The organism is Altererythrobacter litoralis, assembly GCF_036324225.1.
Taxonomy (GTDB): Bacteria; Pseudomonadota; Alphaproteobacteria; order Sphingomonadales; family Sphingomonadaceae; genus Erythrobacter; species Erythrobacter litoralis_A.
Window position 1 is genome coordinate 1 of sequence record NZ_JAZDQV010000002.1, and the last position, 26355, is coordinate 26355.

General features: G+C 61.0%; 18 protein-coding genes and 1 pseudogene. 13 read left to right on the forward strand and 6 right to left on the reverse strand.

Going from position 1 to position 26355, the window contains the following annotated elements:
• Positions 1–463 precede the first annotated feature (463 nt).
• The 3 genes from VRS74_RS01945 to VRS74_RS01955 all read right to left on the reverse strand — a co-directional run bounded on the left by VRS74_RS01945 (position 464) and on the right by VRS74_RS01955 (position 2829).
• Positions 464–853 (reverse strand): PAS domain S-box protein, encoded by a 390-nt coding sequence (locus tag VRS74_RS01945; RefSeq protein WP_354143559.1) that lies wholly within the window; start codon positions 851–853, stop codon positions 464–466.
• 277 nt (positions 854–1130) lie between these two features.
• Positions 1131–1664, reverse strand: coding sequence for a response regulator (locus tag VRS74_RS01950; RefSeq protein ID WP_354143560.1), 534 nt, complete (start codon positions 1662–1664; stop codon positions 1131–1133).
• A 469-nt stretch (positions 1665–2133) separates the two neighbouring features.
• The gene (locus tag VRS74_RS01955; protein ID WP_354143561.1) at positions 2134–2829 is read right to left on the reverse strand and encodes a tryptophan 7-halogenase; all 696 of its coding nucleotides are present in this window, start codon (positions 2827–2829) and stop codon (positions 2134–2136) included.
• Between the two features lie 28 nt (positions 2830–2857).
• Here VRS74_RS01955 and VRS74_RS01960 point away from each other — a divergent pair.
• Both VRS74_RS01960 and VRS74_RS01965 read left to right on the forward strand, forming a co-directional pair.
• Positions 2858–3948, forward strand: a pseudogene (locus VRS74_RS01960) (IS3 family transposase); the annotation flags it as partial.
• Positions 3949–4252: 304 nt separating this feature from the next.
• Positions 4253–5380 carry a hypothetical protein gene (locus VRS74_RS01965; RefSeq protein ID WP_354143562.1) on the forward strand — a complete coding sequence of 376 codons (1128 nt, stop codon included), beginning with the start codon at positions 4253–4255 and terminating at the stop codon, positions 5378–5380.
• A 297-nt stretch (positions 5381–5677) separates the two neighbouring features.
• Here the strand turns inward: VRS74_RS01965 and VRS74_RS01970 are convergent, their stop codons facing one another.
• Positions 5678–7198 carry a tryptophan halogenase family protein gene (locus VRS74_RS01970; RefSeq protein WP_354143563.1) on the reverse strand — a complete coding sequence of 507 codons (1521 nt, stop codon included), beginning with the start codon at positions 7196–7198 and terminating at the stop codon, positions 5678–5680.
• Between the two features lie 187 nt (positions 7199–7385).
• Here VRS74_RS01970 and VRS74_RS01975 point away from each other — a divergent pair, with 187 nt between their 5' ends.
• From VRS74_RS01975 to VRS74_RS02000, 6 genes are all read left to right on the forward strand, one after another.
• On the forward strand, positions 7386–10721 hold the full coding sequence (locus tag VRS74_RS01975) for a TonB-dependent receptor (protein ID WP_354143564.1): 3336 nt from the start codon (positions 7386–7388) through the stop codon (positions 10719–10721).
• Positions 10722–10844: 123 nt separating this feature from the next.
• Entirely contained in the window at positions 10845–11813 is a 969-nt protein-coding gene (locus VRS74_RS01980; protein WP_354143565.1) for a glycoside hydrolase family 16 protein, read from the forward strand.
• Positions 11814–11816: 3 nt separating this feature from the next.
• A complete protein-coding gene (locus tag VRS74_RS01985; RefSeq protein WP_354143566.1) occupies positions 11817–12881 on the forward strand; it encodes a LacI family DNA-binding transcriptional regulator in 1065 nt (354 codons plus the stop codon).
• Complete coding sequence (locus VRS74_RS01990) at positions 12871–14073, forward strand: MFS transporter (RefSeq protein ID WP_354143567.1); 1203 nt, start codon at positions 12871–12873, stop codon at positions 14071–14073. The genes VRS74_RS01985 and VRS74_RS01990 overlap by 11 nt, the downstream gene beginning before the upstream one ends.
• A gap of 111 nt (positions 14074–14184) precedes the next feature.
• The gene (locus tag VRS74_RS01995; protein ID WP_354143568.1) at positions 14185–16566 is read left to right on the forward strand and encodes a glycoside hydrolase family 3 protein; all 2382 of its coding nucleotides are present in this window, start codon (positions 14185–14187) and stop codon (positions 16564–16566) included.
• Between the two features lie 112 nt (positions 16567–16678).
• A complete protein-coding gene (locus tag VRS74_RS02000) occupies positions 16679–17968 on the forward strand; it encodes a sugar MFS transporter (RefSeq protein WP_354143569.1) in 1290 nt (429 codons plus the stop codon).
• 104 nt (positions 17969–18072) lie between these two features.
• On the opposite strand, the gene VRS74_RS02005 is transcribed toward VRS74_RS02000, so the two are convergent.
• Positions 18073–19284, reverse strand: coding sequence for a M20 metallopeptidase family protein (locus VRS74_RS02005; protein WP_354143570.1), 1212 nt, complete (start codon positions 19282–19284; stop codon positions 18073–18075).
• Between the two features lie 152 nt (positions 19285–19436).
• On the opposite strand from VRS74_RS02005, the gene VRS74_RS02010 reads away from it, so the two are divergent.
• Both VRS74_RS02010 and VRS74_RS02015 read left to right on the forward strand, forming a co-directional pair.
• Positions 19437–20474 carry a diacylglycerol/lipid kinase family protein gene (locus tag VRS74_RS02010; protein ID WP_354143571.1) on the forward strand — a complete coding sequence of 346 codons (1038 nt, stop codon included), beginning with the start codon at positions 19437–19439 and terminating at the stop codon, positions 20472–20474.
• Positions 20474–21367: a hypothetical protein gene (locus VRS74_RS02015; protein ID WP_354143572.1), complete on the forward strand. Its 894-nt coding sequence runs from the start codon at positions 20474–20476 to the stop codon at positions 21365–21367. Before VRS74_RS02010 ends, VRS74_RS02015 begins: the two co-directional genes overlap by 1 nt.
• A 25-nt stretch (positions 21368–21392) precedes the next feature.
• On the opposite strand, the gene VRS74_RS02020 is transcribed toward VRS74_RS02015, so the two are convergent.
• Positions 21393–21896 (reverse strand): DUF2141 domain-containing protein, encoded by a 504-nt coding sequence (locus VRS74_RS02020; protein WP_354143573.1) that lies wholly within the window; start codon positions 21894–21896, stop codon positions 21393–21395.
• A gap of 255 nt (positions 21897–22151) precedes the next feature.
• Between VRS74_RS02020 and rpe the strand changes: the two genes are divergently transcribed.
• The 3 genes from rpe to purH are packed head-to-tail and all read left to right on the forward strand — an operon-like array spanning position 22152 to position 26286.
• Positions 22152–22814, forward strand: coding sequence for a ribulose-phosphate 3-epimerase (gene rpe, locus VRS74_RS02025; protein WP_354143574.1), 663 nt, complete (start codon positions 22152–22154; stop codon positions 22812–22814).
• Positions 22814–24688 (forward strand): heparinase II/III family protein, encoded by a 1875-nt coding sequence (locus VRS74_RS02030; protein ID WP_354143575.1) that lies wholly within the window; start codon positions 22814–22816, stop codon positions 24686–24688. The genes rpe and VRS74_RS02030 overlap by 1 nt, the downstream gene beginning before the upstream one ends.
• 8 nt (positions 24689–24696) lie before the next feature.
• A complete protein-coding gene (gene purH, locus VRS74_RS02035) occupies positions 24697–26286 on the forward strand; it encodes a bifunctional phosphoribosylaminoimidazolecarboxamide formyltransferase/IMP cyclohydrolase (protein ID WP_354143576.1) in 1590 nt (529 codons plus the stop codon).
• The last annotated feature ends 69 nt before the right edge of the window (positions 26287–26355 follow it).

Genomic DNA, 26355 nt, shown 5'->3' on the forward strand with positions numbered 1-26355 from the left:
TCGCCCACATCAAGCCGTGATGAGCGGGCAGCCCAAGAACCTCTGGCAAAAGCGTTGATCAGCGAAGTGTTGGCCTCCGCCTTGGCTCATGGCCCAATAGTGCCTTTGAGGTCCTAATTGGTTTTTGGAAATCGAGTGAGTTCAGGATTTTCGGGCTGACAACCACTCGCAACGCCAAGGGCCTGAAGGGCTGACTCGCCACATTAGAGTGGTCCACCGGTTCAGTTAGAGCTCCGGCATTTATGGTCGCCCCACTAGGTGGCCTGAAGCGTAGCGTAAGGTGGCGTGGCCGGTTGAGGCCGGTCGTTTGGCAACATTTGCAACCGTTCCGCCCTGCGCCAGCACGATCTCCGCTTTCCGCAGCTTGCCGATGATGTCTTCCGGCTGGCGCTTCCTGCAATTCCATTCCTTCTTCTCAGCCAATTCTAAAATAGACAATAGGCCACTAAGTGGGGGTGGTGGATCATTCAGGCCGCGAAAAAATCTGATTTATTATTGCAGAATAATATTTTTTACCCAAAAACGACCAGTCAGAAAGTGCAATCTGCACATCAAAGTGGTGGCCCTCCTTGTGAAGAGCTTCGATAATTGTCAGTTTGCCGATCAATTTCTTCCTACCCCCATTTCGGACGCGATTAATGCCGATATCGTGAGCGTCGCGATGTATTTTGGGAATAATAATATGTAAACTCTGACCGAGAGCTTCATTCTGGGAGTGCCCAAAGATCTTTACGGCAGATTCGTTCCAAGAGATGAGCTTATCATCTTCATCGACAATGACTATTGCGCTTGGCGACGTATCGATTAGTCTTTTATATATATCTGCTTCAGCCCATTTATATTTTTGGTCCATGGCAATTCCTGTAATATTATTTTAGATAAACATATAATTCGAAATTTACCGGCGAAGGTTTATTGTGCGATATTCCCGCACGGAGACATATTTGCGAAATCTCATCTCTCCATGAACTTCTGCCATCAGAATTTGTAAGCCTGCCCAGCTTTGGGCTTATTGATTATAACTAACTACAGTCGGCGCGGGCCTTGAGCCCAATCCGCGCTTGATGCGCCAGCGCGCCAAGCACCTGCTCAATCCGAGAAAGATCGTCACATATAATTAAATTATAGGGCTACCATTTTTTTCTATGCAAATTTTGAATTGCTTCATTATTTGAATTTGTTTCTGATGCCATAATGCCTTTTATTACAGATTCGAACTCTTCAGATGGCGCATATTTATTCTTATAAAGCCCATCATTCCCCGATTTGGGCAAGCGAGATTCGAGCCGTGATAACTTAAGGGACGCCCTGCGTAACGCTGACCCGATCTCACTCAAAACATCAGATTTTGATAAAAAATCAATAGCACTGTGCCGTATAGCCTCGACAGCCTTATCTAAGCTAGTTTGCGCAGTTATAAGTATACAAACAATAGGCCTATGATCCATAAACCGCGCCTCTATCTCTTTGAGTAATGTTATTCCATCCAAACCAGGCATATTGATATCAGATATAATAATGTTCACGTCTTGTATGTCGCTTAATATTTGCAATGCCCCTTGACCATTATCTACGGTCAAGCACGCGTATCCTAAAGAAGATACAGCGGCTTGGTACACATCCAAGGCAATGGCATCGTCGTCTACGACTAAAACCTTACGCATCTTGTATCTCCATAAGCTCCCGTGCATGCCGGTGGCGATCATCGTGCGAATCGCACGCCCAGATTCTTTCGCAGTAATCTGCCGTGCGGATCGGATGGTCATCTTTAGAAAAGACTTTCCCAGCATCACTATGCCGAGCAAAATACACTCACTGGGCTCCTGGGGCGAGCGCCTCGTGAGGCAATAGGAGCGGGCAAAGCGCATAGAGTAGCACGAGGGTAGTGAGATTCATTCGTCCGCTACCTCCTGGGCTTCCTACTCAGCCAGCGGGGGTTCTTTTGGGGTGCTAGCCCGAACGAGTATGATAGTGCCTTAATTTCGTGCAACTCCGCAAGCCTTTTGCTACGCTTCCATTGGCGTGCGATGGCAATTCGAAGCTGGTACGGAGTGGAGGGGTAGCCGGGACGAACGGGGTCGGAGGGCGAGGGCAATCCTGTCGGGTGCGTCATTCTTCCCGTGGAGTTCGGTTTCAGGCCGAGGCGGGTGCCGGGCAATACCGCTTAAGATAGTCGATGTGGGCCGGCATATGCTGCACGGCGAAGCGAATCGATTTCTCCATTTCGTCGAGCTCTTGCCTGGCCCTGCCCAGATCCAGCGTGTCGGCCATCGCATTGTGGCCGCGCATCGAGATACCCCGCCCCATCATCACGGCCGCCCAGCTGGTTTCCGTGAACAGCTCATCCTCTTCGCGGAAAATCTGCCCGTTGAGTTTGAAAAGCTCGATCTTCTCGGTCAGCGTGTCGGGCACGCTCATCGTGCGGCAGTAGTTCCAGAACTCGGAATCGTCGCGGCTGGTGGCGTTGTAATGCAGGATCAGGAAGTCCCGGATCCGCGTATATTCCTTGGCTGTCAGCCGGTTGAAGGCGTCTTCCTGAGCCTGGGTTACGCCATCGAGCGAGAGTAGCGACACCAGCTTGTTGATGCCTGTGTTGATGAGGTGGATCGATGTTGATTCGAGCGGTTCCATGAAGCCCGCCGACAGGCCTAGCGCGACGACATTCCTGTTCCAGAACTTCTTGCGCCGCCCGGTAACGAAGCGCAGGTGATTGGGATCGGCGGTGGGCTTGCCGGTGATATTGTTGACGAGGATATCATGCGCCTCGTCGGCCGACATGAAGGCGTCGCAATAGACGTGGCCGTTGCCGTTGCGGTGCTGCAGCGGCACTTGCCATTGCCACCCGGCGCTGTGCGCGGTGGCGGATGCGTGTCGTCGGATCGGCGTCACCGAGCAGAGCTACTACCGCTGGCGCAAGGAATATGGCGGCCTGAAGATGGATCAGGCTCGGCGTATGAAAGAGCTGGAGAGGGAGAACGCCCGGTTGCGCCGAGCGGTGTCGGACCTGACGCTCGACAAGCTGATCCTGCAGGAGGCTGCAAGGGAAAACTTCTGAGCCCCGCGCGCCGACGGCGCTTTATCGATCATATCAGGACCATGATGCCGGTCTCCGAGCGGCGGGTCTGCCGCGTGCTCGGGCAACATCGATCGGCACAGCGCAAGGTGCCGCGCGGGGCAGATGACGAAGCGGCGCTGACCGAGGATATCATAGCCCTGGCTCGACAATATGGTCGCTACGGCTACCGTCGGGTGACTGCCCTGCTGCGCGAGGCAGGTTGGCATGTGAGCTTCAAGCGGGTGGAGCGCATCTGGCGCCGTGAGGGCCTGAAAGTGCCGCAGAAGCAACCGAAGCGGGGCAGGCTCTGGCTCAACGACGGCTCATGTATCCGGCTGCGGCCCGAGTATCCGGGGCACGTGTGGTCTTACGACTTCGTCGAGGGTCGCACCCATGATGGGCGCAAGTTCCGCATCCTGTCGATCATCGATGAGGCCAGCAGAGAATGCCTGGCCTTGCCGGTCGCGGGACGGTTGCGAAGCGAGGACGTGTTGGCAGCACTGGCTGAGTTGTTCGTCACAAGCGGCCCGCCAGCACATATACGGTCAGACAACGGCCCCGAGTTTATCGCCAACGCCGTGCAGCAGTGGCTGGCGAAGATCGGCGTGAACACGCTCTACATCACTCCAGGTAGCCCTTGGGAGAACGGCTACTGTGAAAGCTTCAATGGCTCGATGCGCGACGAGCTCTTGAATGGCGAGGTCTTCTACACCTTGGCTGAGGCAAAGATACTGATCGAAGCCTGGCGGCGTCACTACAACACCGTCAGGCCGCACAGCTCGCTCGGTTATCGGCCACCGGCCCCAGAAACATCGCCATCGCCATGGCTGCCCTCCGGTTCCGCTACGCTCCACCTCCGGACAGCCATGGCGCCGGAGACAATCTTGCACTAACAATCAACACGGACCACTCGGTGGGGGCCGGTCAGTATGTGGGACTTGAGGAAGGGAGGATTTGGGCTTCATCTTCGTTCCTTCGTCACTACGACGAGGCCCAAATCCTCCTTAAATCACAACCTCAAATCTGCGCCATTGGCGCTGACGGGGGACATGCATTGCGCATTCACGGAGTGCGTTTAATTCAGCTCGGGATCCAGCGCTTGGCGCCGGCTCTGACTTGCGAACTGGCCTTTATTTTGTTAACGTTCTCATCGCCTACAAGTCAGCACCCATTCCACAAAGACTAGGGAGGGATTTCGTGACCCGCTTGATTGCATTGACCGCCCTCTGTGCGGCCTTTGGCTTGAATACAACAAATGCCCTAATGGCTCAAAGTGGCGGGGCGGCTCTTGAAGCTCTTGATGCCCAACTTCCTGGCGAACTTGCGAACGATCCCTCCCGTATCGACTGGGAAAGTTATGGCGCGGACCTAGTGGCAAGCGCGGTTGTTGATCCCAATATACCCGGGGGGGGTGCGGCTCGTCGTTTCGAGGTCAGGCGCGCGGATGAATTCATCTATGCCGCCGGGACAAACCTCCCGACCACAAAAAGCATCCGTCGCGGTGAAGATGTTACGATAGGCTTTTATGCTCGAACCATTGAGGCTCAGACCGATAATGGCAAAGGCATCTTACGTGTTCGTTTTCAAAAAAATGAACCGCCTTATCCCGGCTTTGGCGAGGAGACACTCGAAATCGGCCGTGAGTGGGAGTGGTACGAAGTGAATGCAAAGGCTGAAATGGGGTTGCGACCTAAAGACGGCATCGTGGCAATTCAATTCGGGCGTACGCGCCAAATCCTGGAAATCGGCCAAGCTATTATTGTTACTGGCGCAACGTCAATTCTTTCGGGCGCTAAACCGCCTCCACCGGGGCCGCTCAATCTGCCCTCGCCGCTTGAGCTTCCGGAAGCTCTGAGAGGAGTGGGAACATTGCTGAATAATCCGGGTAACCGAAGTTGGAATTTTGAAGCGCCCGGCGGAAGCTACGAGGTGCGCGAGGATGAAACGATTTGGCTTGGAAGGGCCACTCGACTTACTTCGCTTAATGGCCCCGAGGGGGCGCCGAAAATTGTTGCGAAACTGCCGATCGAAGGCCGGATCGAAGAGGGCGATGTTCTCGTAATTGCGGTTGCCGCCAAGACAGTGCAATCAGCATTTGATGATGGGAAGGCCAGGCTGGAAATTTATGTCGAGACTGGGGGCGGCGAAGCCGTCAGGTTTGCGCAAAGTCGAATTGCCGTTACTGATAACTGGCAGCTGGTGAGACTTAAAACCCGGGCTCCAGTAGCTATTCCGATCGGCGGGGCACAACTTATTCTGCAGCTCCGCAATCCCGACCAGACGCTCGACATCGGCCCGGTCTACTTCCTCAAATCGGAGGAGTAGCTTGCCCGCCTTATGGTGGTTAAGGCCTTGTTGGCTGAAGCGGGAGCGGCTGAAATCCTCTCCCAATGGCAAAGCGCTTGGATCTAGTAAGGCGATTAAGTCGCGCGCCGAATGCAAAGCGCCCCTCGTCCCGAGAGCCCGTTGCCTTCGATCGGGACACCTACCTCTTGAGATTTTCAGCGCAATCGCGGGCTTGCCTTCTGGTTGCGCCGGGGATCGGCAACTGCAGCAACTCTGGATACGGCAGGGCGCCTACGGACTTGCGCAAACCAGTCAATAAAAGCACATATCGAGTTTTCAAATTGATGGTGCCGGGCAATATCGGTTCAAATAATCGCCGTGCCCGGGCATATGGTTGACAACAAACCGGATCGATTTTTCCATCTCGTCAAGTTCGCTCCGAGTGCGGGGGACATCGAAGGTATCTGCAATGGGGTTATGCCCTCCCATGGCGATCCTTTGGCCCATCATTACCGCCGCCCAGCTAGTTTCCGTAAACAGCTCGTCCTCTTCGCGGAAGATCTGTCCGTTAGCCTTAAAAAGCTCTACCTTCTCGGTCAGCGTTTCTGGCACACTCATTGTGCGACAATAATTCCAAAACTCCGAATCTGTTCGCTCTGTGGCATTGTAGTGCAAGATCAGGAAATCACGAATTCTAGCATATTCTTTAATTGTAAGGCGGTTGAAAGCCTCGACCTGGGTTGGACTGATCCCTTCTAACGTTAGCAACGCTAGAAGCTTATTCACGCCGGTATTAACCAAATGGATCGAAGTTGATTCGAGCGGCTCCATGAAGCCCGCCGACAAACCGAGCGCCACCACATTTTTGTTCCAGAATTTCTTGCGATGGCCTGTCACGAACCGCAGATGGTTTGGTTCTGCGGTCGGCTTTCCTGCAATATTGCTGACTAGGATTGCATGGGCCTCATCGGCCGACATGTAAGCATCGCAAAATACATGCCCATTGCCATTGCGATGTTGAAGGGGCACTTGCCATTGCCAGCCAGCCGAATGCGCTGTCGCACGGGTAAAGGGTGCGGGTGGGCTGCCGTCATCACGATTACACGGCAAGGCTACTGCGCGATTGCATGGCAGCCAATGGGTCCAATCTTCATACCCTGTCTCGAGCGCCTGCTCGATAAGCAGACCCCGAAACCCAGAGCAGTCCACAAACAGATCCCCGGCGATTTCCTGCCCGCTCTGCAGCTGTACTGAAGTCACAAATCCGGTTTCATCGGCAAGCGAAACATCCCTAATCAGGCCCTCTCGCCGGGTTACGCCACGGGCCTCCGCATATTTCCGCAGGAATGCTGCATAGCGCCCCGCATCTAAATGGTAGGCATAATTAACGGGAGGTAGATCCTCTTGGGCATAGTCCTCAGTTCGTGCAAACTTGCCAAAATAAGCCGCCATAGTCTCAAGGTTAAAGGCCTGTATCGGCCTTTTATCGCCGGCTTGCTGCATCCGGCGCCAAACTTGGTGAAATGAAATCCCGCCCATATGATAGCCATACGCGCCAAACGGGTGAATATAACTGTCTCCCAAGCGTGCCCAATTCTGGAATTGGATACCGAGCTTGAAGCTCCCCTGTACCTCGGAAAGCAACTCGCGCTCATCGATTTCCAGCAGTCGATTGAATTCGACGAATGGCGGGATAGTCGCTTCGCCTACACCAACTGTGCCGATCTCTTCCGATTCAATTAGAGTTATGTCGAGAGGCCCACCCTTTTTGAGCCTCGATAAAACCGCCGCCGCCATCCAGCCAGCAGTTCCCCCCCCGACGATCACGATGTGCTTGATGGCGCTGCCGTAGTTCATTTCTTGCAAGGACCCTCTGTTTGATCTCGTCATTCATACCGCGATCGCTGCAATAAGGCCATGGCCGGCAAGCAATCCACGAGTAATTTGTGAACGTTCATTTTTACTATTGTGAACGCTAACATAAGCGGCTAAGAGAAAGGGTGTCTAATGGAAAATTCCGCGCGCATTCTGGGGGAGTTTAATCTTGTCTAAGCAAACGCAAGCGAAAGCCGCATTGTCGCCACGCCTTCTCGCACTCACCACTGCATCAAGCATTGCCCTTTCGTCGATGATAGTCTCGCCAGTGCGTGCTCAAGAAGCTGAGGCCGTTGGAGAAGAGGTCTCGGAGGGCGACAATGTAATTGTCGTATCAGGCTTCCGGGCCTCCCTCGAAAGCGCTCAAAATATCAAGCGTGATGCGGATACGTTCGTCGATGCCATCACGGCAGAGGATATCGGCGCACTGCCGGACCGATCTGTTTCGGAGGCATTGCAGCGCGTTCCCGGTGTTAATATCGGGCGCTTCGAGAAGCCTTCTGATCCGGACCGTTTCTCAGTTGAGGGGACGGGCGTCATCGTTCGCGGACTTCCATTTGTGCGCTCTGAGCTCAATGGCAGGGATATTTTTTCCGCTACGGGCGGGCGCGAATTGAGCTTCAACGATGTCTCTCCAGAGCTTTTGGGCCGCGTCGAAGTTTTCAAAAACGTTACCGCGGATATGATCGATGGGGGCGTGGCCGGAACAGTGAACCTGGTGACCCGCAAGCCTCTTGATACCAACGGCCTGAAGGTAGCCGGTACAATTGGCGCCACCTATGGCGATCTCAGGGAGAAATGGACCCCCGAGTTTTCGGGCCTTGTCTCCAATACATGGGAGACGGGCGCCGGCCGGTTCGGTCTGCAGCTCGGTTATGCGTATTCGGAATTGAAAAGTCGCACCGATGCGGCGCAGGTGACGGACCCCTGCTATCGCCTTGGCACCACTGGCGGTGATGCCTGTCTCCGCGCGTTAACAGTTGTTGACGGCGGGTTTGACGGTGAGCCAAACTTCAATGCCAGTAATTTCCCTCCCGAAGGGGCGCTCCTCATTCCTAAAGGCGCCGGCGTCCGCACGACTACGCTTGATCGCGAGCGTCAGGCATTCTCGGCCGTTGCGCAGTTTGAAAGCAGCGACGAGCGCCTGCTGATTACGGCAGAATATCTCCGTGCTGATACGGAGTTTTTTACCGATGAGTACGCCCTGCTTGCCCAAGTTAACAACGACGGCGAGACCCCGGAGCCAGCTGCAGGGTCGACCTGGACCTTCGATGAGAACGGCGTATTCGAAAGTGGCGTCCTCACGCTCAGTAACTTTGGCGGATACGGCAGCCTATACGGTGGCCTGCGTCAGGAGACCCTCAATTTCCAGCGACGCACAGAAGCTGATACCGAGGACTTTTCGGTCGATATCGATTTTGCGGCGACCGATCGTCTCCGCTTCAATTTTGAATTCCAGAACATCAAATCAGACAAGCGTCTTGACGCTGTAATCGGCGCCATGAACACTTGGTCTGACTTGGCCCTGGACCTATCGGGCAAGGTTCCAAGTGTTCAGTTTTTGACGCCTGGCGGCAGCGCAACCGGAACGCGTTCTGGCGAGACGGCTCCGGCTAATTATTACGATCTCAACACCTACTATTGGTTCTTGCTCGATAGCGTCGAGCAGAACGATGGCGAGCTTGATAGCGCTCGCTTCGACGTTGAATACGATATTAGCGACGACGCTTTCTTTAAAAAGGCACGCTTCGGTGCGCGCTGGTCGGACCGCGACCGAACGACCCGCGATACTGCGTTTAGCACTTGGGGCAACTTGTCGGCGCCTTGGGCTGGTCGCGCGGGCTGCGCCCCTTGGGGCGGACAGCCAGGCTGCTATACGGGCGGAGGCCCATTTGTTCCAGATTGGGCTGGGTTTACACCAGGCCGATTATATACAGGCCTGCCAGATCAATTCTTCGCGACCGGCGGCGGCGCCTTTACCGACGAATTCCCGCAATATTCGCGTCAACGTGATCCATTTGGTAACGGCTTCATGCGTGGAAATGTCGGCCAACCAATACCTGATGGCGCGGCTTACTTCTTTGGCGGAAGCGATGACCTCCTCGGGGAGTACCTTTCGGGTCTCTCCAAGCAAGCTGCCTCTGAAATTAATGCCTTCTCCCAGACCCCGAACCCATTCTTCGGCGTGAATGGAAGGCAGGCACAAGTTCTTGGCCAAACTGACCCTGTGGCATGCGCCCCATTCTGCCCCGCAGAAATCAATGCCGTGGGCGAAGAGACCAAGGCCCTCTACGGACGCGTGGACTTCGGCACCGACTTCCCTGGTGGTGTAGTGATGGAGGGCAACTTTGGCCTTCGCTACATCCATACGACTGTTAAAACGGAGGGAATTCTTGCATTTCCAAGCCCAGATTTCATTGATCAGGGCCCTCAAGGCAACCAAGACGGGGTACTCACCCTCGCGGAATTGCAAGCCGCATGCGTCGGGCCGGGCCAGCCCGGTGCAGTACGCGGATATTGCGATCTCTCCGAGGCGCGCCAGCAGGAATTTGTCGCCGCGCACACTGGCGAAATTCTCGTAGATAACAGAGACATTAATTACAGCCACTTCTTACCTAGCTTTAATGTTAAATTTGACTTCGGCGACGGGCTGCTTCTCCGCGCCGCAGTCTCGAAGGGTATTTCGCGGCCTGACCTGACACTTTATCGCGCTGGCGGGACGATAGGTGATAATACCGCCGACCTTCTGGCAGGGGGCAATCTTGAAACCGGGCCGTTGTTCCAGCTCTTCACTGGTAACCGCAATCTTCGTCCGATTGAGTCGTGGAATTACGACCTATCTTTGGAATGGTATTTTGCGGATGTTGGCTCACTTACCGGGAACCTGTTCGTTAAAGATATATCCGGGATCGTTAACAGCGGTGTGGACCTCGTCGAGTATACCAGCCCGAGTGGCGTCGCTACACCGGTTGAAGTTAACGGCCCTGATGACAACACCGGCGGCACGCTGAAGGGATTTGAGCTTACTTACCAGCAGACATACGATTTCCTTCCCGGGCTGCTAAGTGGGTTGGGAACGCAGTTCACGTATACCTACGTGGATGGCGGTGCGTTTGGAAACTCTGACATCAATAACCGGAATGGCATTTTCTCTGCCCTTCAGCCTCTCGCTGGGATTTCGGAGCATACGATTAACGCGACGATCTTTTATGAAAAAGGCCCACTTGCGATGCGAGCCGCCTATAATTGGAGGGATGACTTCCTAATTACGGCACGTGACGATATTTGGCCCTATTCCCCGATTTGGCAGGAGTCGACCGGGCAGCTTGACGCGTCGGTATTTTATGCCGTTACTGATCAAATTAAGGTTGGCGTGCAGGCGGTGAACCTTTTGGACGAAGTCACTCGTACTTCGCAGGTGGTGAACTTCGATGGAGATCGGATCACGCGCTCTGCGTTTCGGAACGACCGGCGCTTTAGCTTCATGGCCCGTTTCGACTTCTAAACAGGGCCTTTATGCTGAAAGCCGAGCGGGTTCCTGCCATTGGGTGGGGGCCCGCTTCGGCATTGTGGCCCGCGCGATTGGAAGCGCCCTGCCCTGCCGCTTCTCGTCGGGCCATTTGGGGGGATGAATATGAAGAAATTCGCTTTGCTGCCACTCGGCGCGATGCTGCTTGCGTCTAGCTGGGCATCGGCAATCGAGCCCGACGACAACCCTGGCGCCGGCTGGGAACTGGTGTGGTCGGACGAATTCGAGGGACCGCAAATCGACCGTGCCAAGTGGGACTTCGATGTCGATTGCTGGGGTGGCGGCAATGACGAGCGCCAATGCTATACTGACCGCCTTCGCAACGCGGCGATCGAGGATGGCAAGCTGGTGATCACCGCGCACAAGGAGCGGAGCAAAGGGCCAGCCCGTCCACCGGCCCTCGCGGCGCAATTCGGGGATCCGCAAGCAACCAAGGTCCAGCCCTTCAGCAGTGCGCGGGTGGTCACACGCGGGAAGGCCGCCTGGAAATATGGCAAGATCGAAGTCCGCGCGAAACTACCGCAAGGCCAGGGCACCTGGCCAGCGATCTGGATGTTGCCGGAAGACAATGTCTATGGCGGATGGGCGCGCTCGGGAGAGATTGACATCCTCGAGGCGGTCAATCTCGGCGTGCCATGCGAGAGCTGCAAAAGCGGGCGCGAGGACACGATCCTGGGCACATTGCATTTCGGCGGCGGCTGGCCGGACAACAAGCTGGCCAGCACCGAGATCAGCTATCCCCCCGTGCTCGACGGCGGATTTCACACTTTCGGCGTGATCTGGGCGGAAGGCAGCTTCACTTGGACTGTTGACGGCAAGCCCTTTGCCAGTCGTACTGCCGACGAATGGTTCACCACCGAAAGCGACGATCCGAATGCCCCATTCGACCAGCGCTTCCACCTGATCCTCAACCTCGCCATAGGCGGCGGCCTGCCCGAAAGGCGCGGCCTGGGCGGCGTTTCGGAGGAAGGTTTTCCCAAGCAGATGGAGGTCGATTGGGTTCGCATCTGGCAATGCAGGGAAGATATCGCTACCGGCAAGGCCTGTATCCGGGATGGAGATCAGTAAGTAATGGCGCGCAGGCGGCAGGCAGTAACAATTCGGCACGTGGCCGAGGATGCGGGGGTTTCCCTGCAAACGGTCAGTCGCGTCATCAATAATGAGCCCAATGTCCGCCCCGCGATGAAGGAGCGGGTGCAGGATTCGATCGACCGGCTGGGCTATGTCCCCTCGATCGCGGCGCAGCGGATGAGCGGATCGCGTTCCTACCTCATCCTTGCGCTCAACGACCGCGAGCGCACGATCGAGGACTGGAAGTCGCGCCAGGGTACCGACTGGGTCGACCAGATGCTGCTGGGCGGCATGCTCAAATGTGCGGAGCATGGCTATCGCATGATCTTCGAACTGGTCGACACGCATAACGACCACGTCGAGCGCGAACTCAAGGCGGCGATCGCCGCGCTCCAGCCGGACGGGATCATCCTGACCCCGCCGCACTCCGACAATGCGCTGATCACGGGCCTGCTCGCGGCGCAAAAGATCCCTTTCGCGCGGATCGGTTCGCGCGAGCCCGGCCCGGGCCTGCCGATGACGATGGATGACGAAGGGGCGGCCCGGCTCGCAACCCGCCGCCTGATCGAACTGGGCCACAAGCGCATCGGGTTCATTGCCGGGCCGACCGATTACCACATTGCCGACTGGCGCATCGACGGCTGGCGCAGCGCGATGGAGGGGGCGGGCCTTGCCACCGACGATCTGTGCGAACGCGGTGATTTCGGCTTCACCAGCGGCCTTGCCGCGGCGCGCAAGCTGCTCGACCTTGCCGACCGGCCCACGGCGATCATCGCTTCGAGCGACCAGATGGCCACGGCGACGGTTGAAATCGCGCGCGAGCGGGGCCTGCGCATTCCCGACGACCTTTCCCTGATCAGTTTCGACAACACGCCCATCGTGCGCTTCACCGAGCCGCCGCTGGCTGCCATCGACCAGCCCATCGCCGCCACGATTGCGCGCGCGGTGGAGCTGCTGATCCAGGCTGCGGGCGGCGAGCCGATGCCAAGCGAACCGGTCAATGTCGCCGCCGCCTTTGTCGAACGCGCTTCGATCGGACCGGCGCCGGACACGAATGACGCCTGAGGTTTCGCCGCCAGCGCCCCAGCCGCTGTGGTTCATCCTGCTGCTGGCGCTTGCAGCCGCTGGCGGCGCGGTCGCCTATGTTCCTTTCCTGACCGTGTTGCTGCCGGTGCGGATTGCCGATTTGACCGGCAGCGACGATATCGCGGCGCTTTCCTATGCGACCTTCGCCGGGGCGATCGTGGCCAGCTTCGCCAATATCGGCTTCGGCTGGCTCAGCGACCGGAGCGGCAGCCGCCCGGGGTGGATCGCGGCGGGGCTGCTGCTTTCGAGCGCGCTGCTGGTCGCGGTTCGATACGCCGACAGCGTCACCGGGCTGATCGTCGTGATCATGGCCTGGCAGCTTTGCCTCAACATGATGCTCGGCCCGCTCGCGGCATGGGCCGGGGACTGCGTGCCCGATGAGCAAAAGGGGCTGCTCGGCGGATTGTTCGCATTCGCTCCTGCGCTCGGAGCGCTGTCGGCGGCACTGGTGACGACGCCGGGATTTGCGGGGGATGACGCGCGACTGGTTGTGGTGGCGATGCTGGTGGTCGCGATGGTCGCCCCGGTCCTGATCGTTGGGCGCGGCCACGAATTGCCGCGACTGATGCAGCCGACAGCTCCTATCGCAGGCGAACCGGTCGAACCGTGGCGGTCGCGCTCGGCTGTCGCCCGTATGTGGCTGGCGCGGTTGCTGGTGCAGATTGCCGAAGCCGCACTGTTCGCCTTCTTGCTGTTCTGGCTCCGCTCGCTCGCGCCCGGCTATGGCGGGAACGACGCGGCGCGGCTCTTCAGCTCGGTGCTGGTCGTGGCGGTGCCGCTGGCGCTGGTCGCCGGGCGATGGTCCGACCGTGTGCGCCGGCCGATGTTGCCGCTGGCTGTCAGCGCGGGCACTTCTGCAGCGGGGCTGGCGATGATGGCGCTCGCCCCGAGCCTCGAATTCGCCATCGCGGGCTACATGCTGTTCGGCGTCGCTTCGATGCTGTTCCTGGCCCTGCATTCGAGCCAGACCTTGCGGGTCCTGCCGCGGCCGCAAACGCGCGGGCGCGATCTCGGCCTGTTCAACCTCACCAATACCGTGCCTTCGATGATCATCCCCTGGCTCACGCTGTCGCTCGTGCCGCTCTTCGGCTTCGCCGGATTGTTCTGGGTGCTGGCGGCGCTTTGCGCTCTGGCCTCGCTGCTGGTCGCTGCGATCGCGCGGCCCATCTAGTCGGTTGATTTTGCGCCAATCGTTCATCGGCTCTTGCCATTGAGAACGTTCTCATTTAACGTTCCTATAAATGGGATGGGATGAGTTCGTCCTTCGGGAGGGGATGTTTCGATGCGATTTCGTGCACTGATTCTTGCGGGCGCACTTGGCTTGGGTGGCTGCACGTCAGCGCTGGATACACTGGCAGAGCCTGCCCGGCCCGCGCCGCTTTCGGCTGCGTCTACTGAAGATGCGCAAGTCGCCGATTTGCTCGCGCGAATGAGCCTTGAGCGCAAGGTCGCCCAGCTCATCCAGCCGCAGATCAATTCCTTCACCGCCAAGGACATGGAGCGTTATCGCTTCGGCAGCTACCTCAATGGCGGCAATGGCGGGCCCTATGGCGACGAGTTCGCCCCGGCTTCGGAATGGCTCCGGCTGGCCGACGAGATGTGGGAAGCATCGGCAAAGCCACTTGCCGGCAATGGACCCGTCATTCCGACCATGTGGGGCACCGATGCCGTCCACGGCCACACCAATGTGTTCGGGGCCACGATCTTCCCGCATAACATCGGGCTAGGCGCGACGCATGATCCCGATATCGTGCGGCAGATCGGCGCCGCCACCGCGACTGAAATCGAAGTGACCGGGATCGACTGGAACTTCTCGCCCACGGTAGCCGTGGCGCGCGATGACCGCTGGGGCCGCACTTACGAAAGCTATTCCGAAGACCCCTTGCTCGTGGCCCGCATGGGCGCGGCGCTGGTCGAAGGGCTGCAAGGCCGCAAGGGCGCAGACGACTTCCTCGGCAGCGGAAGGGTGATCGCCACCGCCAAGCATTTCTTCGGCGATGGCGGGACCGACCAGGGCGTCGACCAGGGCGAAGTCAACGGCGACATCGAGGCGTTGAAGGCGATCCATGCCGTTCCCTATCCTGCCGCAATCGACGCTGGCGTGGAAGCGGTCATGGCCAGCTTCAATTCGATCAACGGCGTCAAGATGCATGGCAACAAGCCGTTGCTGACCGGCGTCCTGCGCGAGGAAATGGGCTTTGACGGGCTGGTCGTGGGCGATTGGAACGGGCACGGCCAGATCGCGGGCTGCACCGTTACCGATTGCCCGCAGGCGCTGCTCGCCGGGCTCGATATCTACATGGTGCCTGACGATTGGAAGGGCCTGCTCGAAAGCCTCGTCGCGCAGCTGAACGACGGAACGATCCCGATGGCGCGACTCGATGAGGCGGTCGGGCGCGTATTGCGGGTCAAGCTGCGCGCCGGGATCATCGGCCCTCAAGCGGTCAAGCCCTCGGCTCGGCCGAACGCAGGGGACATGGGCAAGCTGGGCTCTGCCGAGCACCGCGCCATCGCGCGCGAAGCCGTCGCCAAGTCGCAGGTGATCCTCAAGAACAATGGCGTCTTGCCGCTGAAGCAGGGCGCTTCGATCCTCGTGGCCGGGCGCGCGGCAGACAGTATTGCGCAGGCCGCAGGCGGCTGGACGCTGACCTGGCAGGGCGGCCGCGAGCTGACCAATGACTATTTCCCCGGCGCGACTTCCATCTTTGCTGGGATTGCACAGGCGGCAGCCGAAGCCGGTGGAACTGCCTTGCTTTCAGAGGATGGCAGCTTCCAGTCCCGCCCCGACATCGCGATCGTGGTGTTCGGCGAACAGCCCTATGCTGAGTTCGCGGGCGACAGGAAGAACCTCCTGTTCGACGACGAAGAGGGGCTGGAGCTGCTGCGCAAGTTCAAGGCCGATGGAATTCCCGCGGTCGCAGTGTTCCTCTCGGGCCGCCCATTGTGGATGAACCGCGAGCTCAATGCCGCCGATGCTTTTGTTGCTTCATGGCTGCCGGGCAGCGAGGGGGCAGGCGTGGCCGATGTGCTGTTCGGCAAGCGCGAAGCGACCGGGCGGCTCTCGTTCAGCTGGCCTGCGCAATGCACCGGCGCGCCGGTCAATGGCGCGGATGGCGCGCTGTTCCGCCTCGGATACGGCCTCTCGCTGTCCGATCGCGGCGGGTTCTCGCAGCTTGACGAAAGCTGCGCGTTGCAGAACGGCGCCGCGGCCACCGATTGGTATGGCAACGGCAGGCTTGCCGCCGGAATTGTCGCGAAAGCAGGCGGCGTGGAATTGCCAAACCTGCGTGGCCAGGGCGGCGGCATAACCGCGCGCGGCATCGACAAGGATCGGCAGGAGGATGCCCGCGAAATCGCGTTCGAGCCGGGTGCCGAGCTCACCATCGCGCAGGATGGCGAAGGAGTGGGCGGCTTCCGCATACTCTATGCGATTGCCGAGCGCCCGCGCGTGGCTGTCACGCTGAAGATCGGCGAAACTGCAATCGACATCACCAGCCAGCTTGCCCATGCCGAGGGCAAGGACTGGCGCGAGATGGTGATCACCGCGAAATGCGCTCCGGGCCTGGGCGACGGCATCACGATCGCCTCTGAAGGCGCTGTGACCTTGAGCGTGGCAGCGATTGCGCGGCAGGATATGCCCGAAGGGACCGAATGTTCGTTCTGAACAGGGAAACAGTGGTGCATTCGTATACAGGTAGACTGCGGCACCGGCGCCGCTAGTTTGCCGGACCAATAGATCAAGGCCGGCAACGACCGGTCTTTGGGGGAGAATCTGAATGGCATTGGTACCTGACGTCGCGTCGAGTACGGATCCGGTTCCTGTCGAGGAACACGGCACTCCGATCGACGCGCCCGGCCTGAATTACTTCGTCTTCGGCCTGTTCTTCATCTTCGGTGGGATAACTTCGCTCAACGACGTGATCATCCCCAAGCTGAAAGAGCTGTTCACGCTGAGCTTCTTTGAAGCGAGCCTCGTCCAGTTCTGCTTCTTCATCGCCTATGCGGTGGTGGGCATTCCGGGCGCGCGTTTCGTGAAGAAGATCGGCTATATGCGCGGGGCAGTGGCCGGGCTGCTGACGATGCTGGTGGGGTGCCTGCTGTTCATTCCGGCGAGCCAGTCGGCCGTGTTCGGCGTGTTCCTGTTCGCCTATTTCATCCTCGCGACCGGCGTTGTGCTGGTCCAGATCGTGGCCAATCCGCTGATCAGCCTGCTCGGCCCGGTCAAGACGACCCACAGCCGCCTGACCTTCGCGCAGGCGTTCAACTCGCTGGGCACTACGATCTTCCCCTATTTCGGGTCGATCCTCATCCTTGGCAGCCTTGCCTCCATCACTGCTGCCGAGCTGTCCGGGGCTGAGCTCGACGCCTATCGCACCGCCGAAACGCAAGCGATCGTGAATGGCTACCTCGGTCTTGCCGCAGCGCTGGCTGTGGTTGCGGGGGTCGTGTGGATGTTCCGCAACCGGCTCAAGGGCGAACGGCATGAGGAAACCAGCTTCAGCGAAGGGCTGACTCTGCTCAAGCGCCCGCGCTTCGGTTACGGCGCGGCGTGCATCTTCCTCTATGTCGGCGCGGAAGTGGCGATCGGCAGCTTCATCGTGAACTATCTGATGCAGGCCGAGGTGCTGAACATTCCGGAGCAGGAAGCGGGCAAGCTCATTTCGCTCTACTGGGGCGGTGCGCTGGTCGGCCGGTTCATCGGCTCGGGCCTCTTGCGCATGGTCAGCCCCGGCCTGCTGCTGGCGGCCGTGGCAACCGGCGCGATCACGCTGATCGCGATCTCCGCCAATTCGACCGGCGAAGTGGCAGGCTATTCGCTGCTGGCGGTAGGCCTGATGAACTCGATCATGTTCCCCACGATCTTCTCGCTCGCTTGCGAGAAGCTGGGGCCGCGCGCTGCCGACGGATCGGGCATCATCAATGTCGCGATTGCAGGCGGCGCAGTGATCCCGACCATCTACGGTGCGCTTGCAGACGCTACGAGCCTTGCAACTGCACTGGCTTTGCCGGCATTATGCTATGCGATCATCGCCGGATTCGGGATATTCGCCCGCAAGCCGGCCTGACAATTTCTCCTGCTTGCGCTTCGGGGGGAGCGCAAGTACCCTCGACCGGGGCCGCCCAAGGGTGGCCCCGGTCTTCGCTTATCTGCGCAAATTGGCCTGGGGGCTTAGCCTTCCCAGCCGCTCTCTAGGAATTTGAGCGCGCAGCCTGCCAGCATTGCGGTCCCTTTCGGCAGCGCCTTCTCGTCGACATGCATACGCGGCGAATGGATTGCGCAGCATTGCCGCCAATCCTCGCCTTCATTGGCGACGCCAAGGAAGAACATCGCGCCGGGCACTTTCTCCAGCACGTAGGAGAAATCTTCCGCTCCCATGATCGGGTCGGCAAGGTCGCGCCAGCCAGCCTCGCCGCCGATCTCGGTCGCTACCGATTTGCCCAATGCCACTGCTCGCTGGTCGCAGATCGTCACCGGGAAGCCCCGGTTCACCGTGCATTCGGCGGTGAGGCCATAAGCACGCGCGACATGATCGGAAGTTTCGCGCAGGAGCGCTTCGGCCTTTTGCCGGTGTTCGGGGCTGAGAGTGCGGATCGTGCCCGCCAGCATCACATCGTCGGGGATGACGTTGAACGCAGTCCCCGCATGAACCTGCGTCACGGTGACAACCACCGCGCTCGCGGCATTGAAGCGGCGCGTCACCATCGCCTGGATCGCGCCAACCAGCGCCGCCGCGCCGGGGATCGGATCGACGCAGTCATGCGGCATCGAGGCATGGCCACCTTGCCCGCTCAGCGTGATGGTGAACTGGTCCGCCGCCGCCAGCAGCGGCCCGGCGCGCCCGGCCAGCACGCCGAAGGGCGCATTGGGCATGATGTGCAGCGCAAAGGCGGCATCGGGCAGCGGATCGATCAGCCCGTCCTCGAGCATGAAGCGCGCGCCGTGATAGCCCTCTTCGCCCGGCTGGAACATGAAATCGATCGTGCCCGCGATCTCGTCGCGTCGCGCGCACAAAAGCCGTGCCGCGCCCGCCAGCATGGCGGTGTGCGTGTCATGGCCGCAGGCGTGCATCCTCCCTTCGATGGTCGAAGCGAAGTCGAGATTGGTCTTCTCATCCATCTGCAGCGCATCCATGTCGCCGCGCAGCAAGACACGACGGCGCTGTCCGTCGCTGGGCTTGCCGCCTTCGAGCGTAGCCACTTGCCCTGTGGTGGAAGGGCCTTCGCGCCATGTCAGCGGCAAGTCCGCCAGCGCCGCGCGGACCTTTGCCATGGTCTTTGGCGTATGCAGGCCCAGTTCGGGCTCGGCGTGGATGGCGCGGCGCAGGGCGACGATGCCGTCGCTGAGGCCAAGGGCGGAATCGAGCAGGTTTTCTGTCAGCATGCGTGCAATCTATCCGATCAGGCCGCGTTGAACAGCGATTTCACAAGCTGCATGGCAGCGGTGTTTCCGGGTCACGCCAGCTTCGCGAAATCCCCCGCATTCCAAGAAAACCCTAGTGGTCACCGGTCGTTTGGAGTTAAAGGCGGGGCGCGATGGCCAGTCCGATCCATGAATTCGCAAATTTGCCGCGCAAGCGGGCGGAAGGCGCGCCGGCCTGGCGCGAACGCACTGCTGCGCGCGGCGAAGGCGCGGCGCCCACGGTCGGCCTGATTTACAACCCGCGCAGCCACCGCAACAAAGGGCAGGACCTCGACAGCCGCGTCGCGCCCGATGTGATCGTGGCGCAGCCGGGCGACCGCTCGCAATTGCCCGAAGCGCTGGCGCGTCTGGCAGAACGCGGGATCGACCTGCTGGTGATCAATGGCGGCGACGGCACCGTGCGCGACGTGCTGACCTGCGGCGATGCGATTTTCGGTGACGACTGGCCCGCGATCGCGGTTTTGCCCAAGGGCAAGACCAATGCCTTGACGGTCGATCTCGACGCACCGGGGGACTGGACGCTGCAGGGCGCGATCGATGCTTTCGAGAACGGTCGCAGGATCGTGCGCAGCCCGATCGCCATCACTCCGCTCGACCAGCCCGGCAATCGCGTGCTTGGCTTCATCCTTGGCGCGGGCGCCTTCACCATCGGAACGCGCGCCGGGCAAAGCGCGCACCGGCTGGGCGCGTTCAACAGCCTCGCGGTTGGCGTCACGACGCTGTGGGGCGTGTTGCAGACCGTATTCGGCACGCGCCGCAACCCCTGGCGCAGCGGCGTGAGGATGGAGCTGCTGCTGGGCCAGGCGCGCGCGCCGTTCCAGCACAGCGGCAAGGGCGATGTGGCGCGGCGCCAATTCCTGCTGGCTTCGACGCTCGAGCGCTTGCCCGCCCGGCTCAAGCCTTTCGGCGCCTTGCGCAAGGGGCTCAAGCTCGCCGTGCTCGACCAGCTCGATCGGCGCACCACGCTGCTTGTGCCGATTGTGATGATGGGCTGGACCAATCCCAAGCTGCGCGATCGCGGGTTCCACCAGGTCAGCGCCGCACAGTTCGAGATGGAACTGGACGACCAGTTCATCCTCGACGGCGAAGCTTTTCCGGCCGGCCGCTACCGCATCGAGCCGGGGCCCGAGCTCGAATTCGTCGCTCCCTGATGGGCGCGCTCGCTGCGCGCATTGCCGCCCGTTGTGCCGCGCTGGTCGACCCGGCGGTGGCCGATTTCGCGGCGCGGCTGGCGCAGGAAAGCGGCGCGCTGGCGGTGCTGTTCTACGGTTCGAACCTGCGCACCGGTTCGCGCGAAGGCGTGCTCGACTATTATGTGCTGCTGCCGGGGGCGCAGCGCGAGAAAATCTGGCCGCGGGTAAGCTATCGCGAATGGGAGCATGGTGGCGAAGTGCTGCGCGCCAAGATTGCGACCATGGCGCTGGCGACATTCGGTGAGGCGGCCCGCGGCGAGTTGATCGACACGACGATCTGGGCGCGCTTCGTCCAGCCCTGTGCATTGGTTTGGAAGCGGGACGAGCAGGCAGCGCAAGCGGTGCTGGGCGCGCTGGCCGATGCAGCGCAAACGGCGGCGCGGCTGGCGGTTGCGCTCGGCCCCGATCGCGGCATTGTCGAAGATTATTGGCGGGCGCTGTTCCGCGCCACTTACCAGGCCGAATTTCGCGTCGAACAACCGGGGCGTGAAGACAGCATCCTGACGGTCAATGCTGCGCATTTCGACGGGCTGTTGCCGCTGGCGCTCGAAGCGCAGGGGATCGGTTTCGCGCAGGATGGCCCGGTGCTCACTCCTGAGATGGCGGCGAGCGAGCGCAGCAGGATCGAAGGCTGGTGGCGCAAGCGGCGGCGACTGGGCAAGCCGCTCAACATCCTGCGGCTGGTGAAGGCGAGCACGACCTTCGATGGCGCCGCGGGCTATGCCGCGTGGAAGATCGAGCGCCACACAGGGGTACGGGTGGAACTGACGCCATGGCGCGAGAAGCATCCCGTGCTCGCTGCGCCGGGGGTGCTGTGGCGCGTATGGCGGGCGCAGAAGCAGGAGCGCTGACGAGCCTCAACCGGCCCAGGCCGACTTACAGGTACTTCATGTTGATGGTGATCGAAGTGACCCCGGGGCCAACTTCGAATGCAGTCTTCCTGTAGCTCGGCTTGCCGAGATTGAAGATGTTGATCGAGGGGTTGTTCGACATGCCCCCGCCATCCTTGCTGATATCGGTCTTGCCATTGCCATTGGCATCGTGCCGCACCGCGATGCCATAGGTGCCTGCCTGCGGCACGGGCAGGCAGAAGGTCATCGTGCCCGCGCGGGCCGGGGTTTCGATGCGGTTGATCCACTTGCCCTTCTCGAGCCATTCGGCCTTGGTGCCGCGATAGCTTTGTACGCGTACAAGGCCCTCGGCGGCCTTGACCCCGTGCACGGTCACCCGCACCGCTGGCCCGCCTCCGGGCGCGCATTTGCGCATGTCGTTGGTGATTTCCTGGCGATAGTCGACCGCGCTTTCAGCGGCCTGCGCCCAGCCGGCCGCGCCCAGCGGGGCAAGCGCCAGGCTGGCAAGCATTGCGCTCGTCTTCGCCATTTCCGATCGCATAATCATCTTCGTTCCGGTGAGCCCCTTACGGCCGCCATATAGGCGGCACTGGAAATTCGGCCAAGCAATTGCACGAGAGGGGCTGAATTGCCGCTGAATTGCGCTGTCGGCTTGGCTTAATGCGCGCCGCCCTCTGGTCGGGGTGCAACGGCGCTCTGCGCGTGTGGAAAAGGACGGCGCGCCGCTTGTGAGTTGGGTGTGCGCTTCGTTACTGGAGGAATTCGCGCGATCCGAAAGCACACCATGGCGGCACCGCTCATTTCACCTTCGATCCTCTCGGCCGATTTTGCCCGGCTGGGCGAGGAAGTGCGCGCGATCGACGCGGCCGGTGCGGACTGGATCCATGTCGACGTGATGGACGGGCATTATGTGCCCAATATCACCATCGGCCCGATGGTGGTGAAGGCGCTCAGGCCGCACAGCGCTAAGGTGTTTGACGTCCATTTGATGATCTCGCCGGTCGATCCCTACCTCGAGGAATTCGCAGAGGCGGGGGCGGACATCATCACGATCCACCCTGAGGCCGGGCCGCATGCGCATCGCACGGTCCAGGCGATCAAGGCACTGGGCAAGAAGGCGGGCATTTCGCTCAATCCGTCGACTCCGGTCGAAGTGCTCGATTACCTGATCGGGGATATCGACCTGGTGCTGGTGATGAGCGTGAACCCCGGCTTCGGCGGGCAGAGCTTCATCCATTCGCAGCTGGACAAGATCCGCCGCGTGCGCGCGATGATCGACGCCAGCGGTCGCGACATCCACCTCGAAGTCGATGGCGGGGTCAATGCCGAAACGGCCAAGCTGTGCGTCGAGGCGGGGGCCGATGTGCTGGTGGCGGGTTCGGCCACATTCAAGGGCGGGCCCGATCACTACGCAGCCAATATCGCCGCGCTGAAGGGGCTCGGCTGATGGACGCGCTGCTCTCTGGCCAAAGCGAGCACAAGCCGGAGGAGGACCTGTTCGGCGAGATCCACGCCGATGCGCCCGCGCTGCCGCTGAAGCGCCGCGATGCGCAGCCGGTTGCGAGGGTAACGGATGAGGCTGCGGCCCCGCCGGTGACTGAGGTGCGCGCGCTGGTACTGAGCGATTTCGTGCCGCCCAAGGCCGATTTCACCGAGAAGCTGGTGCGCTTTGCCTATCGCTTCGGTGTCGGCGGGGCCACGCTGACCGCGCCGTTCCGCAAGCCTGCGCGCCCGCGGCTTCTGGCTACGGTCGAGAGCCCGCTAGCGGGCGACCGCACGGCGGGCATGGCGCTGCGCGCGGGCCATTTCCTCATCCACGGGGTCAAGGCGCCGATCGGCGAGGTCGACTATGCTTCGTCCTCGCGCATGGCCCCGCCATTCGAGCGGGTGATTCATGGCTTTGCGTGGCTGCGCGACCTTGCCGCTGCGGGCCAGCGCGAGCAATGCGTGGACACGGCGGAGCGGATCACAAGGCTGTGGCTCGACGCCAATCCGAAGCCGGGCAAATGCGCCGCCTGGCAGGTCGAACATGCGGCGCACCGCCTGATCGCCTGGCTGGTTCATGCGCCGCTTGTGCTGTCGGGCCAGAACGAGAAATTGCGCCCGCGCCTGCTTGCCGCGATCGACGACACTGCGCGCTGGCTCGACCACGAAGTCCGCCGCGCGCCCGACCCCTTGAGCGAGGTTCTCGGCTGGGGCGCAATCACTGCCGCCGGCCTGCTGATGCCGCAAGGCAAGCCGCGCCGGCTCTATGGCGAGGCGGGCCTGATCGCCGCATTGGGCGATTTCGTCGGCGAAGATGGCGGCGCGCTGTCGCGCAGCCCGATGGCACAGATGGACGCGATCGCCATGCTGACCGACCTCGAGGCCTGCTACAAGGCTACCGGGCGCGACCTTCCCGCGTCGCTCGGCCTGATGCGCGAATTGCTGGTGCCGCCGCTCCTGGCGATGCGCCACGGCGATGGCGGCTTGGGCAGCTGGCAGGGCAATGGCGCGACGCGGGCCGACCGGCTGGCCGCGCTGCTCGACGCCAGCGGCGTGCGGACGCGACCGCTCAAGGATGTGCGGCACTGGGGCTATCACCGGCTGGCTGGCGGCAAGACCGTGGTGCAGATCGATGCCGCGCCGCCGCCGCGCGCGCGCCACGCGCGCTGGGGCTGCGCTTCGACACTGGCCTTCGAAATGTCGGACGGGCCGCACCGCCTGATCGTCAATTGCGGCGGCGCTGCGCTGGCTGGCGGGCAGGTTCCCGCGCGGATCGAACAGGGGCTGCGCGCTACGGCAGCACATTCGGCGCTGGTGCTCGACAATGCCAATTCGACCGCAGTGCTGCTGGGCGGCAAGCTCGGCAAGGGCGTGGAGCAGGTCGAGGTCGAACGCGGAGAGATCGCGCGCGCCAGCGGCGAAGTCCAGCGGATCGAAGCCAGCCATGACGGCTATCTCGCGCGCTATGGGCTGATCCATCGCCGCATACTGATGCTGCGCGGTGACGGCACCGAATTGCTCGGCGAAGACATATTGCTGCCGCCCGCGAAGAAGGGACAGCGCGGCAAGGTCGGCTTTGCGATCCGCTTCCATCTCGGGCGCGGGGTCGAGGCACGGCTGGCCGAAGACCGGCGCGGCGCCAGCCTGGTTCTACCCGATGGGGGCTTGTGGCAATTCCGGCTTGGCGGCAATGACGCCGGCGCTGGAGTCGAAATCGAGGACAGCATGTGGGTCGACGGCGACGGACGGCCGCATGCGATCGAGCAATTGGTGATCCAGGGCATGGCATCGCGCGGCGGGGGGCAATTCTCCTGGCTGCTCAAGAAAATGGGGTAGGTTCCAAAGTGACGGACGTGACGATCAAGCGGGCACTGCTGTCAGTGTCCGACAAGAGCGGATTGGTGGAACTGGGCCAGGCGCTGGCCGCGCGCGGAGTGGAGCTGGTTTCGACCGGCGGCACAGCCAAGGCGCTGCGCGATGCGGGGCTGGACGTGCGCGACATTTCGGACCTCACCGGCTTCCCCGAGATGATGGACGGGCGGGTCAAGACGCTCCATCCCAAGGTCCATGGCGGCTTGCTGGCTGTGCGCGACAATCCCGAGCACGCCGCGGCGATGACGGAACACGATATCGGCGCTATCGACCTGGTGGTGGTGAACCTTTACCCGTTCGAAGCGACCGTGATGCGAGGCGCGGACCGTGACGAGATCATCGAGAATATCGATATCGGCGGGCCGTCGATGGTGCGCAGCTCGGCCAAGAACCACGCCTTCGTCACAATCGTGACCGACCCGGCGGACTATGCCGAACTGTTGGGCGAACTCGATGCGCATGGCGGCGCGACCTCGTTCGACTTCCGCCGCAAATGCGCGACCAAGGCCTTCGCCGCCACCGCATCCTATGACAGCATGATCAGCCAGTGGTTCGCCTTTGCCGACCAGCAGCAGCTGTTCCCCGACATGCTGGCGATCAACGGCCGTTCGCTGGTGATCTTGCGTTATGGCGAGAACCCGCACCAGCAGGCCGCGCTCTACACCCCGGTCGGGCCGCATGGCCGCGGGATCGCACAGGCCGAGCAGCTGCAGGGCAAGGAGCTCAGCTACAACAATTACAACGATGCCGATGCCGCGCTTGAGCTGGTTGCCGAATTCGGCGGCGGCGATCCGGCAGTGGTGATCGTCAAGCACGCCAACCCATGCGGCGTGGCGCAGGCGGCATCGCTCAGCGAAGCATGGGAAGCGGCGCTGCAATGCGACAGCGTATCCGCCTTTGGCGGGATCGTGGCGGTCAACCAGGAACTCGATGGCGCGACTGCGGAGGAGATCGCGAAGATCTTCACCGAAGTGGTGATCGCCCCTTCAGTGAGCGACGAGGCGCGCGAGGTCTTCGCCAAGAAGAAGAACCTGCGGTTGCTGACTGTGGGCGACCTGCCCAATCCGCGGCGCGGCGGTTTGCTGGTCAAGCCGATCACCGGCGGCTTGCTGGTGCAGACGCGCGACAATGGCGCGATCACCGAAGCCGATCTCAAGGTCGTGACCAAACGCGCGCCGACGCAGCAGGAATTGAAGGATTGCATGTTCGCCTGGACCGTGGCGCGGCATGTGAAGTCGAACGCGATCGTCTATGCGAAGGATGGCGCAACCGCAGGCATCGGCGCGGGGCAGATGAACCGCCGCGACAGCTCGCGCATCGCCGCGATGAAGGCTGCCGAAGCCGCCGAGACCTATGGCTGGGGCGCGCCGCGCACCGTAGGAAGCGCGGTTGCGTCGGACGCCTTCTTCCCGTTCGCCGATGGTTTGCTGGCGGCGGCCGAAGCGGGCGCAACCGCGGTGATCCAGCCAGGCGGTTCGATCCGCGACGACGAAGTGATCGCGGCGGCCGACGAGGCCGGGCTGGCGATGGCCTTCACCGGAATGCGGCATTTCCGGCATTAATTCTGTCCTACCTCTTCGCTACTTGAGGACGTGACCTTTTTGCGAGCGCGCCTCCGCGCGCTCGCCCTC

Bases quoted from the DNA above. Each gene is read 5' to 3' on its own strand.
- VRS74_RS01945 (WP_354143559.1), bottom strand. From the start codon at position 853: ATGGACCAAAAATATAAATGGGCTGAAGCAGATATATATAAAAGACTA.
- VRS74_RS01950 (WP_354143560.1), bottom strand. From the start codon at position 1,664: ATGCGTAAGGTTTTAGTCGTAGACGACGATGCCATTGCCTTGGATGTG.
- VRS74_RS01970 (WP_354143563.1), bottom strand. From the start codon at position 7,198: ATGAACTACGGCAGCGCCATCAAGCACATCGTGATCGTCGGGGGGGGA.
- VRS74_RS01980 (WP_354143565.1), top strand. From the start codon at position 10,845: ATGAATATGAAGAAATTCGCTTTGCTGCCACTCGGCGCGATGCTGCTT.
- VRS74_RS01985 (WP_354143566.1), top strand. From the start codon at position 11,817: ATGGCGCGCAGGCGGCAGGCAGTAACAATTCGGCACGTGGCCGAGGAT.
- VRS74_RS01990 (WP_354143567.1), top strand. From the start codon at position 12,871: ATGACGCCTGAGGTTTCGCCGCCAGCGCCCCAGCCGCTGTGGTTCATC.
- VRS74_RS01995 (WP_354143568.1), top strand. From the start codon at position 14,185: ATGCGATTTCGTGCACTGATTCTTGCGGGCGCACTTGGCTTGGGTGGC.
- VRS74_RS02000 (WP_354143569.1), top strand. From the start codon at position 16,679: ATGGCATTGGTACCTGACGTCGCGTCGAGTACGGATCCGGTTCCTGTC.
- VRS74_RS02005 (WP_354143570.1), bottom strand. From the start codon at position 19,284: ATGCTGACAGAAAACCTGCTCGATTCCGCCCTTGGCCTCAGCGACGGC.
- VRS74_RS02010 (WP_354143571.1), top strand. From the start codon at position 19,437: ATGGCCAGTCCGATCCATGAATTCGCAAATTTGCCGCGCAAGCGGGCG.
- VRS74_RS02015 (WP_354143572.1), top strand. From the start codon at position 20,474: ATGGGCGCGCTCGCTGCGCGCATTGCCGCCCGTTGTGCCGCGCTGGTC.
- VRS74_RS02020 (WP_354143573.1), bottom strand. From the start codon at position 21,896: ATGGCGAAGACGAGCGCAATGCTTGCCAGCCTGGCGCTTGCCCCGCTG.
- rpe (WP_354143574.1), top strand. From the start codon at position 22,152: ATGGCGGCACCGCTCATTTCACCTTCGATCCTCTCGGCCGATTTTGCC.
- VRS74_RS02030 (WP_354143575.1), top strand. From the start codon at position 22,814: ATGGACGCGCTGCTCTCTGGCCAAAGCGAGCACAAGCCGGAGGAGGAC.